General features: G+C 49.6%; 12 protein-coding genes. 7 read left to right on the top strand and 5 right to left on the bottom strand.

Annotated features, from left to right (window positions below; genetic code table 11):
- The first annotated feature begins 131 nt into the window (after positions 1 to 131).
- Genes rfaQ through ACMHKJ_RS13425 form a run of 4 tightly spaced genes read left to right on the top strand, consistent with a single transcriptional unit; the run spans position 132 to position 4,442 of the window.
- Positions 132 to 1,205 carry a putative lipopolysaccharide heptosyltransferase III gene (gene rfaQ / locus ACMHKJ_RS13440; RefSeq protein ID WP_413494650.1) on the top strand — a complete coding sequence of 358 codons (1,074 nt, stop codon included), beginning with the start codon at positions 132 to 134 and terminating at the stop codon, positions 1,203 to 1,205.
- On the top strand, positions 1,202 to 2,335 hold the full coding sequence (locus tag ACMHKJ_RS13435) for a glycosyltransferase family 4 protein (RefSeq protein ID WP_413494648.1): 1,134 nt from the start codon (positions 1,202 to 1,204) through the stop codon (positions 2,333 to 2,335). The genes rfaQ and ACMHKJ_RS13435 overlap by 4 nt, the downstream gene beginning before the upstream one ends.
- Complete coding sequence (locus tag ACMHKJ_RS13430; protein ID WP_413494646.1) at positions 2,332 to 3,453, top strand: glycosyltransferase; 1,122 nt, start codon at positions 2,332 to 2,334, stop codon at positions 3,451 to 3,453. Before ACMHKJ_RS13435 ends, ACMHKJ_RS13430 begins: the two co-directional genes overlap by 4 nt.
- Positions 3,454 to 3,464: 11 nt before the next feature.
- On the top strand, positions 3,465 to 4,442 hold the full coding sequence (locus ACMHKJ_RS13425; RefSeq protein ID WP_413494645.1) for a polysaccharide deacetylase family protein: 978 nt from the start codon (positions 3,465 to 3,467) through the stop codon (positions 4,440 to 4,442).
- Here the strand turns inward: ACMHKJ_RS13425 and rfaC are convergent.
- From rfaC to rfaD, 3 genes are read right to left on the bottom strand one after another with little or no spacing between them, the layout of a single operon-like run.
- Positions 4,439 to 5,416 carry a lipopolysaccharide heptosyltransferase RfaC gene (rfaC, locus tag ACMHKJ_RS13420; RefSeq protein WP_413494643.1) on the bottom strand — a complete coding sequence of 326 codons (978 nt, stop codon included), beginning with the start codon at positions 5,414 to 5,416 and terminating at the stop codon, positions 4,439 to 4,441. The genes ACMHKJ_RS13425 and rfaC overlap by 4 nt on opposite strands.
- A complete protein-coding gene (rfaF, locus tag ACMHKJ_RS13415) occupies positions 5,401 to 6,462 on the bottom strand; it encodes an ADP-heptose--LPS heptosyltransferase RfaF (protein WP_413494641.1) in 1,062 nt (353 codons plus the stop codon). Before rfaF ends, rfaC begins: the two co-directional genes overlap by 16 nt.
- Positions 6,463 to 6,472: 10 nt before the next feature.
- Positions 6,473 to 7,411 carry an ADP-glyceromanno-heptose 6-epimerase gene (gene rfaD / locus ACMHKJ_RS13410; RefSeq protein ID WP_413494639.1) on the bottom strand — a complete coding sequence of 313 codons (939 nt, stop codon included), beginning with the start codon at positions 7,409 to 7,411 and terminating at the stop codon, positions 6,473 to 6,475.
- A gap of 282 nt (positions 7,412 to 7,693) precedes the next feature.
- On the opposite strand from rfaD, the gene ACMHKJ_RS13405 reads away from it, so the two are divergent.
- The 3 genes from ACMHKJ_RS13405 (at position 7,694) to ACMHKJ_RS13395 (ending at position 11,325) form a co-directional block, all read left to right on the top strand.
- Positions 7,694 to 9,253: a phosphoethanolamine transferase gene (locus ACMHKJ_RS13405; protein ID WP_413494637.1), complete on the top strand. Its 1,560-nt coding sequence runs from the start codon at positions 7,694 to 7,696 to the stop codon at positions 9,251 to 9,253.
- A gap of 62 nt (positions 9,254 to 9,315) precedes the next feature.
- A complete protein-coding gene (locus ACMHKJ_RS13400) occupies positions 9,316 to 10,251 on the top strand; it encodes a hypothetical protein (RefSeq protein ID WP_413494635.1) in 936 nt (311 codons plus the stop codon).
- A gap of 93 nt (positions 10,252 to 10,344) precedes the next feature.
- Complete coding sequence (locus ACMHKJ_RS13395; protein ID WP_413494633.1) at positions 10,345 to 11,325, top strand: hypothetical protein; 981 nt, start codon at positions 10,345 to 10,347, stop codon at positions 11,323 to 11,325.
- A gap of 77 nt (positions 11,326 to 11,402) precedes the next feature.
- Here ACMHKJ_RS13395 and ACMHKJ_RS13390 read toward each other — a convergent pair whose 3' ends face one another.
- Together ACMHKJ_RS13390 and envC are read right to left on the bottom strand one after the other, a co-directional pair.
- Positions 11,403 to 12,527 (bottom strand): divergent polysaccharide deacetylase family protein, encoded by a 1,125-nt coding sequence (locus ACMHKJ_RS13390; protein WP_413494630.1) that lies wholly within the window; start codon positions 12,525 to 12,527, stop codon positions 11,403 to 11,405.
- Positions 12,528 to 12,533: 6 nt separating this feature from the next.
- Complete coding sequence (envC, locus tag ACMHKJ_RS13385) at positions 12,534 to 13,817, bottom strand: murein hydrolase activator EnvC (protein ID WP_413494628.1); 1,284 nt, start codon at positions 13,815 to 13,817, stop codon at positions 12,534 to 12,536.
- Positions 13,818 to 14,094 lie beyond the last annotated feature (277 nt).

Below are 14,094 nucleotides of genomic sequence, written 5' to 3'. Positions count from 1 at the left end.
GGTTTACTGCTATGCGGCACAACACTCTGTGATGATCTGTTAATACTCCGGACATTGATTTATGGTACGCTGTTGCTCTGATTTTTACAGATAACTTCCCTGATTTTTGCCAGATAATGAATGGAATGCCTATGCAAACAGCATCTGCCCCGGTACAGCGTATTTTAGTGATAAAGCTTCGTCATCACGGCGATACCCTGCTGATAACACCTGTAATTAATACTTTGAACGCTAATTACCCGGATGCTGAGGTCGATGTCCTGCTGTATAAAGAAACCGCGCCTATGCTGAGTCTCCATCCCGGAGTCAGTCATATTTTTTCGATGGACAGGCAGTGGCGTAAAGAAGGATTAAAGCGACGTATCGGGCACGAATGGCGCTTGCTTAAATCATTGCGGCAGCGGCAGTATGACATTGTGATTAATCTGGCTGATCAGTGGTACAGCGCTATTGTTACCCGGTTTACCGGTGCCCGGATTCGGGTGGGGCTGGACTTATGGAAACGGCAAAATATTCTCTGGAAAAAATGCTATACCCTGCTGGCGGATACGTCTCAGGAAGAATCCATGCATACGGTTGAGCAGAACCTGAACGGATTAACCCCGCTGAATCTGCCGGTAACGGATGATACGGTCACCATGGCTTACTCTGAGGCTGACCGGCAGCAGACCGAGCAACTGTTGCAGCGCAAACATATCACCGGCAATTATATTGTGGTTCAGCCGACATCCCGCTGGTTTTATAAGTGCTGGGAAGAAGACAAAATGAGTGAGGTGATTCAGGCGCTGGCAGATGACGGGCACCAGATTGTGCTCAGCAGCGGTCCTGATCCCCGCGAATTACAGATGGTGGAGACTATTCTTGCACCTTGTGCTCAGGCAGTGGCGGAAGGGAAAATTGTATCGGTTGCCGGTGAACTTGCGCTGCCGCAGCTTGCGGCACTGATTGACCGGGCAAAACTGTATATTGGTGTGGATTCTGTCCCGATGCACATGGCCGCCGCACTGAAAACACCGATGGTGGCACTGTTTGGTCCGACAAAACTGATTTTCTGGTCCCCCTGGCAGGCAACCGGCAGAATAATCAAAGCCTCGGATTACGGCGACCAGCCGGACCCGGATGATGTCGATACCAGGGCCGATGACCGCTATCTGGGCGCAATACCTGCGGACGTGGTGATTGCGGCAGCACGGAGTTACTTATGAAAAACCTGCGTTTAGCGATTGTCCGCCAGAAATACCGCCCTGACGGCGGCGCGGAACGGTTTGTTTCCCGCGCACTGGAAGCATTGGATACGCAAAACCTGGAGCTGAATGTAATCACCCGCTCCTGGCAGGGCGCTGCGGCTCCCGGCTGGCATATCCATGTGGTTAATCCGGTAAAATGGGGGCGTATCAGCCGTGAACGCGGGTTTGCCAATGCCGCCCGTGCCTGCTGGCAGGCGGAAAAATTTGATATTGTTCAGAGCCATGAGCGTATTGCCGGGTGTGATATTTATCGTGCGGGTGATGGCGTTCACCGCCGCTGGCTGTTACAACGGGCGCGGGTTTTGCCGGGTTGGCGGGCTAAATTATTGTTTGCTTCGCCTTATCACCGTTATGTGATGAAAGCAGAACAGGCGATGTATCATGATGCGCATTTTAAGCAGGTGATTTGTAACTCTGAGATGGTAAAAAAAGAAGTAATGGAAGACTTTGGTCTTTCTGAGTCACAGATTACGGTTATCTATAATGCAATTGATTCATCCCGGTTTTATCCGGCGACGGAAGAAGAGCGTCTGCGGTTACGACAGGCACAGGGTATTCCGGCGGAGGCAAAATGCCTGATTTATGTCGGTTCCGGGTTTGAGCGAAAGGGACTGGCGGCAGCGATAAAAGCGGTCAGCCGTAATAATGGTACCCGGTTGCTGGTCGCCGGGCAGGATAAAGATGAAAAAGCATACCGTCAGTTGGCGTCGTCACTGGGCTGCGCGGATCGTATCCATTTTCTCGGTATGCAGAAACAGACATTACCGCTCTATCAGATGTGTGACGGATTATTGCTCCCGACACTGTATGATCCGTTCCCGAATGTGGTTCTTGAAGCGATGGCCTGCGGATTGCCGGTGATCACCAGTACAACCTGCGGCGGCGCTGAATTTATTACCCGGGGCGAAGAGGGATTTGTCTGTGATGCCCTTGATATTGACGGATTGGCTGATGCCGTTGCACAACTGCCCTGTAATCATCTGAATAATGCAATGTCTGAACGCGCGCGGCAGCGGATTTTACCGCATACACCGGCGGCACTGTCACAGCAACTGATTGATCTCTACGGACGCGTACTGTCGACATGAAACAGCATATCTTATTTATTATTGACGGATTACCCGGCGGCGGTGCGGAGAAAGTCGTGCTGCGCCTGAGTCAGGGATTAGTGCAGGCGGGCTATGATGTCACACTGCTGGCACTGAGTGCTGTGCGGGACTATGACATTCCGGACGGGGTTGATTATCAGGTTTGTGAAGATACCTATCGCGGGCTGTTCCGGCGTCAGACAGAGATAAAACGGCGCGCAGTAAAAATGGATGCCTTATTATCCGCTCTGTTTACCCGCAAAGGTATTCCGGCACTGGTGGTATCGAATTTACATAAAACAGACCGTATTGTGGTGCAGTCCCGCGCACTTGCCGGACTGAATGTCTGGTTTTGCCTGCACGGAATGTATTCTGCGAGTTATCTGGGAAATAAAACAGGTCTGCGCCGGATGCTGAAGCAGACCAAAATCCGCAAAGTGTATGACGGGCGCAATATTATCGGCGTATCCGATGCGGTCTGCCGTGATGTGTGTGACTCCGTTGGTGTAAAGCCCGCACAGTGTGTGACTATCTATAACCCGTTTGATGTGACAGATATTCAGCAGCAGGCTTCGGCAGAAAACCCGTATCAGGGACAGGATTATATGATCCATCTGGGGCGTTTCCATGAAGTGAAACGTCAGGACAGGCTGCTGGCTGCATTCGCTCTGGCTGATTTACCGTGTAAATTATTGCTCGCGGGGCAGGGCAGCCCGGCTGCCACACTGGCGCTGGAAATGCAGGTGACCGCTCTCGGGCTGGAAAATCGTGTTGAATTTATTGGTTTTCAGACAAACCCGATGCCGCTTATCCGTGGTGCAAAAGCAGTATTATTAAGTTCTGATAACGAAGGGTTACCGACCGTACTGATTGAGGCATTAATGTGTGGTACGCCGGTTGTCAGTACACATTGCCCCGGTGGTATCAGTGAAATTATGGTGGGTGAGCTGGAAAAATACCTGTCTGCACTGACCCCTGAGAGCCTTGCCGAAAAAATTCGCCTGGTGTATGAATCTCCGCCGGTTATCACGCCGGCGATGTATCAAAAATTTGGGCAGCAGACGATAATTCAGCAGTACTGTCATTTAATTCAGCCCGTCCCCGGGAAAAACGCGTGAGGAACACAACCATGACGAAGCCCGCATTTATCATCACCCTGGATACAGAAGGGGATAATCTCTGGGAGCCCGGTCCGGTCATTACCACACAAAACACGCGTTTTTTGCCGCGATTTCAGGTTTTGTGTGAAAAATTCGCGTTTAAACCCGTCTGGCTGACTAACTATGAAATGGCGGCAGATGATGCATATATTGAATTTGCACAGGATGTGATTGCGCGGCAGGCCGGGGAAATCGGCATGCATCTGCATGCATGGAACAGCCCGCCGCTGAAAGCACTGACCACGGACGACGATCGTTTCCAGCCGTACCTGATTGAATTTCCTGATGATGTGATGAAAGAAAAAATCAATGTCATGACATCCCTGCTGGAAGATAAACTTCAGACTAAAATGGTCAGTCACCGTTCAGGTCGTTGGGCACTTAATGAAAAATACGCACAGTTGCTGGCAGAGTTTGGTTATCTCGCAGACTGCTCTGTTACTCCCGGCGTGAACTGGGCGTATACATCAGGCGCACCGGCACCGCTCGGCAAAGGCGGCACAAATTACCTGAATTTCCGGGCTGATGCGTATTTTATGGATCTCAATGATATCAGCCATGTGGGTGATTCTGCACTGTTACAGGTGCCGATGAGTATTCAGAACCGCCATTCGCCGCTGATGAACAGTCTTAAACAGTTTTATGACGGATTGCGCGGTAAGAAACGCTCGCCGTCTGTTAACTGGTTAAGACCAAAAGGCGGCAATCTGCTTCAGATGCAACAGGTGGTTGATGCTTGTCTGGCGCAAGGGCATGATCATATTGAATTTATGCTGCATTCGTCTGAATTTATGCCGGGCGGTAGCCCGACATTCAGGGATGAAGCAGCGATTGACGCGCTTTACGATGACCTGGAGCAGCTCTTTGCCTATATTGCCCAACGGGCGGAAGGTATGACACTGGCGGAGTTTTATCAGCGGAAATTTACGCAGCGCACCGCGCCTTAACGCATACCGTGTGCGGTCATGGCGGCGAGAACATCATCTGCTGTCACTGACGCCAGAGAGCCATCCGGCGAGGTCAGGGCAAACTGCCCTTTGCCGTAGCCGCCGATAAGCCCCGGGTCTGTCGGGCCGTACAGCGTAATATTGGGTTTATCCAGTGCGGCGGTCAGGTGGCTCAGCCCGGTATCAACCGAAATCACCCCTTCAGCCCCTGCAATTTCAGCGGCAACCTCAGCCAGTGATAATTTAGGCAGCACATGCACATGTGGAAAATCCTCTGCCAGACGCAGTGCGCGTTCCTGCTCATGCGGCGCCCCCCACGGCAACCGGATATGCAGACCACTGTCTGTCAGTTGTGAAAACAGCGCCCGCCAGTGAGATTCAGGCCAGTGTTTGGCATCACGGGTTGTGGCATGCAGACAGACAAGATAGGGCGCAGAGTTTGCTCCGGTTGTGCTGTTATTCAGAAAATGGGTGGCAATTGCATAATCACCCTGACTGTCCGGTTTTTCATAACCCAGGCTCAGGGCAAAAAGCTGGCGGATGCGCTCAACAGCATGTTGTTGTTTACTGACGGCGTGTTTTTCATCATAAAAAAAACTGGCAAGCGGCTCGCGGATACTGTGGCGGTCATAGCCGTGTTTACGGCCATCTGCTAATCGGGTAACCAGCAGCGCACTTTTGATAAGCCCCTGGGCATCAATAACCGCATCATAAGAGCGGGAGCGCACGGTTTCTCTGAACTGACGGCGCTCCTGACGGATATCACTGCGAAACCAGTTTTTCCGCCAGCGGCGGATGGCAACAGGAATGACGCGATCAACCGCCGGGTGCCAGCCCGGGATTTGTGCAAACCCTTCTTCCGCAACCCAGTCAAATGTAATACCGGGAATTGCCAGCGCGGCATCAGTCAGCGCGGGTAATGTATGCAGTACATCACCCATGGATGAGGTTTTGACAATTAACACACGGCGCATGGCGGAGTGCTCTTGAGTAAATCATCGAGTTCTGACAGAACACGTTCAGGCTGAATATCAACCAGGCTCTGATGATATCCCTCGTGAGTATCGCCTTTGCGGACTTTGTGATAGCCGGTGATAAGGCGGATAACGCGGGCTTTTTCTGACAGCGGCGGCGTAAAATCCGGGCTGCTCGGACCATATAAGGCGACCAGCGGGCGATCAAGTGCTGCTGCCACATGCATCAGGCCGGAATCATTAGAGATAACAGCGTGGCAACCCGCGATCAGGTTGACAGCCTGCTCCAGCGAGGTTTTCCCTGCGAGATTCAGACAGTTATCACGTTGTTCATCACTGAGCCCGGCAAGAATATCTTCCCCGGCGGCGTGATCTTTTTCTGAGCCGAACAGGATGATTTGAAAATCACGCTCATCAATGAGTTTTTTGGCTAATTCACCGTAGTGATAATGCGGCCAGCGTTTGGCGGGACCGAATTCCGCACCGGGACAAAACCCGACAACCGGGCGGTGATCGCCGATATTAAATGCCGCCATACTTTCAGCGATATCTTCATCGCGCACCACCAGCTTCGGCCATAACAGCGGCTGCGGGATAGCCCCGGCATCAGGAACATCTGTCTTGTCGTACGCGAGTGCGACATAGCGCTGAACCATTAACGGGAAAGCGGGTTTATCAAGTTTCCGGTGATCGTTAAGCAGCCCGTAACGCATTTCACCCAGCCAGCCGGTACGTACCGGAATTTTTGCAAAAAACGGCACCAGGGCTGATTTGAATGAGTTTGGCAGCACATAAGCACGATCATACTTATTATCACGCAGGGTATGACCAAGACGCCAGCGCTCGCCAAGGGCAAATGCGCCGTGACCCAGCGGCATGGCGATTGCCTCATCCACTTCCGGCATTTTCTCCAGCAGCGGGCGGCACCATGCAGGTGCCATCACATCTATCGTTGCCTGCGGATAACGTGTTTTCAGGGTACGGTAAAGGCTTTGTGACATCATCATGTCACCGACCCACGATGGCCCGATCACCAGAATTTTCATGTGTGTTTAATTAATTTCCCTGATTTAACCAAATCATGTATTCGTGAACACCTTCGGCAACGGTTTTAAATTTGCCGGGATAGCCCGCCGCGCGCAGGTTGGTTAAATCAGCCTGCGTATACGCCTGGTAACGGCCTTTGAGTTTTTCCGGGAATTCAATGTAATCAAGTGTACACTGACGATTACTGTGGAAACCGGTTACGGCATCAGCGACAGCCTGAAAAGATTCCGCATGACCGGTACCGCAGTTAAAAATCCCGGATTTGGCATTTTTCCAGAACCACAGATTAACAGCGGCAACATCACCCACATAGATGAAATCACGCAGGAAATTTTCGCTTCCTGAGAATAATTTCGGGTTTTCGCCATCTGAAATCTGGTTATTAAGATGGAAAGCGACGCTTGCCATACTGCCTTTATGACCTTCACGCGGACCATAGACATTAAAGTAACGGAATCCGCAGATTTGTGACTCTGCATCCGGCAGAACATCGCGGACATGCTGGTCAAACAGGAACTTTGAATAACCATATACATTCAATGGTTTTTCAAATTGGCGATCTTCAATAAAGTTATCGCTGCGCCCGCCGTAGGTTGCGGCAGAAGAGGCATACAGGAACGGAATGCGGCGATCCAGGCAATAGTCCAGCAGCTCTTTGGAGTATTGATAGTTGTTATCCATCATATACTTGCCATCCCACACCGTTGTGGAAGAGCACGCGCCTTCATGGAAAACAGCTTCTATATCCCCGAAATCATCCCCGGCAATAATACCGGCGATAAAATCTTCTTTATCAATATAATCGGTGATATCGAGATCAACCAGATTCACAAATTTTGTGCCGTCTTTCAGGTTATCGACCACTAAAATATCAGTGTAACCGTCATCGTTAAGTGCTTTTACAATATTGCTGCCGATAAATCCGGCACCGCCGGTGACAATAATCATCACGCATTCCTCTGTTCGGGTTCATTTAAGAAAATGAAAAAATCACTGATCCCATAATAGCATTGAAGCATAGGAGAGGTGGATGAAAAATTATATCAGTGCAGCCAACGAACCTGCAGTTTGAATGAATAAGGGTATAGACATTAAATTCAGCTTAAAAAATTCGCCGGTAAAAGCTGCAATCCGGCACAGTGTTGCAAATTCAGGTATTATTCAGCGCCTTTACTCTATATTTTTCGGGAACGATTATGCTTGTGAAAATAAGCCGGTCAAAATAAGCCAATGAAAAAAATCTGCCTGTTATTAACAGCCCTTCTGATAGCCGTTTTGTTTTATACGGATGCGAATCAGGGCGCCGCACACAGTATAAAAACGGCGTTATTTACCCTTTTATTTCTGCTGACCTGCGGATTACTGACCCGGTACAGAGCCGGGCAGATAGTCGCCGGAATATTGGTGCTGTTTTTCTGTGCGGTACAGGGAATGCGGATTTTTTTATGGCAGGAGTATCAGTCTGCTTTCAGTGAAGCACTGGCAGAAACGTTCCTGGCAACCACGACTGATGAAGCACAGGCAATGTCATTGATGTATTGGCCGTATCTGCTGGTATTTCTGTTTATCACACTGCTGTTTTATCTGCTCTGCCGCGGAATAGGTCGCTGCTTTTCTGCCCGGACACTGCGCTGTGCGGGTAGTATCTTCCTCGTGTATCTGGTTGTCAGCGGGTCACTTTATTATTTTAACGGCAAATCCCGCTCGGATGATTTCGTCTGGGGAGAAACCCTGACCAAACACACCCCGTTTTATGATCTGGGGGAATTCTTCCGTGTGCAGCACATGCAGAAAATGATCGATGAAGTGAAAACGTACCAGCCCGATTTTCATTATGATGTAGTAAATGATGAGATTGAAAACTACGTCCTGGTGATAGGCGAATCGGTGCGCCGCAGCGATCTGAGTTTATACGGACGGGCGGAGAACACGACACCGCTGGCAGTCGCGCAGCAAAAAAATATGCTGGTGTTTAATCAGGCTGTATCCCCTGCGCCGGTGACGATTCTATCCGTCCCGGTATCTGTCTCTAATATTCCGCTGGGACAAACCGGACATTTTTCTGATTATGCAGACAATATTTTGACCCTGGCACAATCTGCCGGGCTGAAAACGCATTGGTACAGCAACCAGGGCGTCGGCGGGCTGGGTTACGGGCTGATTGCTGCTATCTCTTTCCGGGCGCAATTCTCGCGCTGGAATGACAGTATGGTGGATGACCGGACGTTGCTGCCGGATCTCGATGCCGCATTGAAACAACCGGGGCGTAAACTGATTGTTCTGCATATTTACGGCAGCCATTCACCCGCCTGTAAGCGGGTGGAAGACAAAACTGTTATCCCGTTCACCGGAGAGCAGGAAGAAGATTGCTACCTTAATTCTGTCTACTATACAGATGAATTGCTGGGCGAAATCACTTCCCGTCTGGCGGACAGCCGTTCATCCATGCTGTATTTTTCTGATCACGGTATGATCCGTAAAACCGATGGCCGCGGGGAAACTGAGTATGCCCACGGGATAGCCGTGCCGGTTAAAGCCGCCTTTGATATCCCGATGTACATCTGGTACAGCGAAAAACTGACCGGTCACTATCCACGCGGTGAAAAAATAAATACACTTTACTCAGGCAGCTCAGATTACTGGCTTATCAGCGACTGGCTGGGATTGCGTCAGCAGGATAAACAGCGGTGCGCTTCCCCGTTATCTGACTGTTATCAGCCGCCACAGGATATTCAGGTGATGGACGGCAACAAAGTTCTGCATAATTATAGTAGTCTGAAGCCTGAATAGACTATCCGTAACCATAATCCGCCGAACCGGCGGTATGGTTAATTTGTATTAAGAGAAAAATAATGAATCAACCGACTTTTTTTCGCCTGCCGTTACTGTTTGTTCTGAGTTATCTGCTGATAATGATGGGTAATCTGATCATCAATATTTATCCGCAGGTCAGTGATAACGGGACGACAATATCACTGTGGAATTATTTATCCCCTGTACTCGGGCACCATTTTATTCAGATGACCGGGCAATTTGCACTGGTTTCCTTATTTTTATATCACACGCGGATAACGCTGCTGAACCGGAAATCAGTCCTTGGCATTATCGGGTTGGCGATTTTTCTTTATGCCGTAAACTATGCTCTCGCCATGCTGAAAATAACAGTAATACGGTCTGTTCTTCAGGATTATGGTCCGGATAATTTTGATTTTTTACTGCTTATAAAATTGGTGAGCCTGGCAGATTTGTTGATTTATCTGGCGTCATTTTTAGTGTTGTATCTGGCGGTTCGTCTGGCGGCTGATCGCTATATTAAGGACACACAGCCGTTCCTGCTGACAGCAGAAACATCACCGGTAATTTATGGCGTATTATTCAGCACAGGTATGATGTACCTGATGTGGTTAATTTCACTGTGTGCATTTTCGATGATAGCAGGTGACCTCCCGGGGATCAGCCCGAAAATGCTGACACAAAGTGCGCTGAGTGTTGCGATTAACCTGGTTATTTCCGGCGGTGTTATTTTCCTGTGTATCCGCAAAATATTCCCTGTAAAAGAGAGTGAGCTGCGGGTCCGTGAACTGACTATCTCTGTTATTACCACCGTAATATTAAGTATTGTGTTAATGGTTGCGATCGCTGCAATGTTTATATTCAGTATGATGGGTGATGATTTTTATCTGAGCGCAGGCAAGCTGGAAAACGGATTTATCGGATGTGCAGTGGTATCTGCTGTGCTTATATTGTGGCTTAGCCGGAAAGTTATTCGTTTCGTATTCCGGATCTGATAAATAATATACCCAACGTCATTCAGGATGAAGCCAACAAACCTGTAGTTTGAATGAATAAGGGTATAAACGGATAAATTAAAGGATGCGATAATGAAGGATTCAGCACCGGCGGACGGAGTATCATTTTTCCGTCTGCCATGTGTATTTACGCTAACCTGGATGATTGCCGGGGCTATCTGGATTTACCAGATCCTGCCGGCCATCTTCAGTAATGCATATTATGTTTTACCTGTACTTCAGTTAGAGACCTATTCTGAATGGGTTGTTTACGGTCCGCTTCTGTTTATATTCACCTCTTTTCTGTTTTATCATCGTCATCTTTGCCGGACAGACAGCCGTTCACTTATCCTTGTGGCGGGCATGGCAGTTATCTGGTTTATTATTCTTAAACTTGCCGGTCTGGCGCAGCTTATGGTGATTTCAAACCTCGGTAAAGATCAGCCATATATGGCAGCACCGCCTGTACTGGCGATTTACGGGCTGTATATTTTAAAACTGTTGATTACTATGGTGGCACTCTGGCTTATAGCCACAGGAATGACCCGCTCCCGGATTAAAACCGGCGCGATATATAAAATAGCGCCCTATAACAACGGGATAGTCCATAATATCCTGCTGACATCCCTGACTGTTTATCTCTCTGCTCTGCTCCCGTTAATTCTTCTTTTCTTTTATGTCAGTCTTTTTGGCGGAGAGGTAATATTGCAGGAAATCATTATGTTATTTACGATTGGGCTGAGAAATATACTGCCTGATCTGCTGGTACTGGCGGGAATATTAGTCACGGCGCTGTATGGTGCATTCGGATACAGCGGAGAGAAACTACGCACCGGTCGGTTATTATTAACCGGCATAGCGGGTGGATTGATTGTTTTTCTTATGAGTAGCGGCGCAATATATGCAGTGCTGTCCTCTTCTTATATCCGGGATTACCGGGGGCCGGACTCTGTGGCTATTTTGCTCCGTATCGCCGGGTATGCATCAATGGTCATTGCCGCACTGATTATCCGTTATATGGTGAAACGGGTTTTCCGGGCGGATCAGGAGGTATTACATGCCGAAAACATCTGATGCTGTAAATTTGAATCACAGATAAATTATATCGTAAAGCCCGAGCTTACTATATCGGACTTACTATTCCTGGCTCATTATATTGATGTTTCAGTTACCGGAGGCACAATAGTTGCCGCCGGTTTTTCAGCCGGAACCGTTTCTGCTTTTGGTTTAGTTTCTGATTTAGTGTCCGGTCTGGTTTCCGGCACAGTCGCCGGCTCTGCTGCCGGCAGTGCCAGCGGGATATCAGACAGCACGGCTGCGGCTTTGCCGGTTAATTGCTGCTGCAGTGCCGCTTCAGTCAGAAGATTAATATACGCAGTATAAAACTCCCCGCTCAGCACCGGCAGCCCTTCACACTGTTCTGTCATCGGCGTCAGCCACGGTTTTTCAACCTCCACCGGTTTCTGTTTCTCTTTTCCGGTTTCTGCCGGTTTCACTGGTTTAACCGGCAGCGGTCTGACGGATGACGGTTTTCCTGCATGCGTCAGCATATAGCCCGGCGAAACCAATTCAATATCAGGCGGCAGCATTGGCACAAGCTTATGCAGCGCACGGACTGTCGACGGATGCGGATGCCCGATAGCAATCACCGAACCTTGTTTACGCGCAAGTGCAACGGCGCGGTTAAGCTGTTTGCGGGTTTCTTCCTCGGTCTGGACATTATCCAGAAACACCTGACGGCGCAATACGCGCACCGGAGTACCTTGTGCCGCCTGTGTGGCTTTTGTACTGCCGATGGTCACACTGTCGAGAAAATAAAAACCAGAGCCGGAGAGGGATGTCATCACGTGTTGCATGGCGGTGAGATCAGAGGTCATTGCGCTGCCCATGTGGTTATTCATTCCAACTGCATAGGGAACGCGGGCAATAGCGGCTTTAATGAGCTGATCAATTTCAGCGGTACTCATTGACGGGCGCAATGTATCCCGCTCCAGAGGCTGCTTACTGATGGGTGCCATCGGCATATGGATAAGGATCTCCCGACCCTGACGATGGGCTTTCTCTGCCATCTCCCGACCAAAAGGGGAGTTCGGCAGGATAGCGATTGAGACTTGCGGCGGCAGTTCCAGGATGCGGTTATCATCCTGTTTACGGTAACCGAAATCATCGATAACAATCGCGAGTTGCGCCGCACCGGCAGAAACTGCTATCAGTGACGAGGTTATAAAAAGTAACGATGTCAGTAAGATACATTTTGTTTTCTGCCGGTAAGTCACAGTGTGCTATCTCCCCAGCCAGGGCTGCGGATTAACCGTCCGTCCCTGGCGCCGGATTTCAAAATAGAGGCCCGGTCTTTCCTGACCTCCGCTGCTGCCCACCAGTGACACCGGTTGACCGGCTTTCACCTGGTCACCTACATTCACCAGTGCGCTCTGGTTATATCCATAAAGGCTCATGTCCCCTTTACCGTGCTCAACCACCACAACAAGACCATAGCCCTGGAGCCAGTCGGCCAGCAATACCCGTCCGTCTGCAACCGCTTTAACCTGTGTGCCCTCCGGCGCGCCGATCACCATACCTTTCCAGCTCAGTTCGCCGGAAATACTGTCACCAAAGCGATGGAGAACCGGACCGCGTACCGGCCACATCGCCTGACCTGCCGGGCGACCCAAACCACCGGTACGTGACATCAGCGAGCGTTCGTCCTGAGTCGGGGTATAGGTGGAACCTTTTTTCTTCGCCTGCGCCTGTTTTGCCCGGACCTTCGCGGCTTCACGGGCTTCGCGTTCAGCACGGGCTTTGGCTTCGCGCTCTGCTTTGGCTATTTTGTTGCGCAGCTGACTTTCATTTTCCCGCATCACCAGCAAATCTTTCTGATCCGCTTTCAGGGAACTTTCTAATTTGGTGAGGGTTGATTTACGGGCGTTTTGTGCGGTATCGAGTTTTTTCTTTTCTGACTGTTGTTTGCCGAGCAAGCTACTCTGCTCAGTCCGTTTTTTCTGTTCTTCCCTGCGCTGAGAGTGAAGCTGTCTGGTGGTTTCTTCCAGCTCCGTAATCGTTTTTTCCCGCGCGGTACTTATATAAGTGTAATAGGCGAGGATGCGTTCTTCGCGCTGACCCTCATCACCTTTGAATATCAGTTCAATGCCCTGATGGCGACCCTGACGGAATGCGGCATCCAGCTGTTTTGACAACAGCGCGCGCTGCGTTTTTTGTTTTAAATCCAGTTGCCGGATGTCTGCTGCCAGTGTGGTGATTTCACCATCGAGTTTTTTCAGACCTTTTTGAGTGGAATACAGTTCACGACCGGCAACCGCGATATCACTTTCCTGCTTTTTAAGCTGGCCTAACAAATCTGTCCGTTTGCCTTGCTGCTCTTTGACGCTTTTTTCTTTTTCTGCAATATTGAGCTGTAAGTTTTTCAGCTCATTTTTACTGGCATCTGCGGATGGGGTATTGGCTGCAAAAACAGCAAAGGAGGCTGGTAACAGCAGGGCTGCCAGCAATATACGGATGCCGTGAATGACCCGGCGGGAATGTCTGCGGAACACGTTCTTATGCGCCAATTTATCCGACCTTGCCGTTGTGCCAAAGAAACGATCATATTTTATTGTATACCCAACGTCATTCAGGATGCCGCCAACGAACCTGCAGTTTGAATGAATAAGGGTATAAACTGCAATTATTCCATGCTATTTAGGGCGTTACCAGCCCTGTTATCCCATATTTACACTTCAGCACAATCACCGGGGAGATATTTCCTGTGAATTTGTTGCGTTAGTTTTTTACCTTAACGGGAGATCAATGGTAAATTACAGGGTCTGTCCGTCGGGAAAATGTATT

It is taken from the genome of Morganella psychrotolerans, from assembly GCF_965118875.1.
GTDB lineage: Bacteria > Pseudomonadota > Gammaproteobacteria > Enterobacterales > Enterobacteriaceae > Morganella > Morganella psychrotolerans_C.
This window is presented reverse-complemented; position numbering and strand designations above follow the sequence as displayed.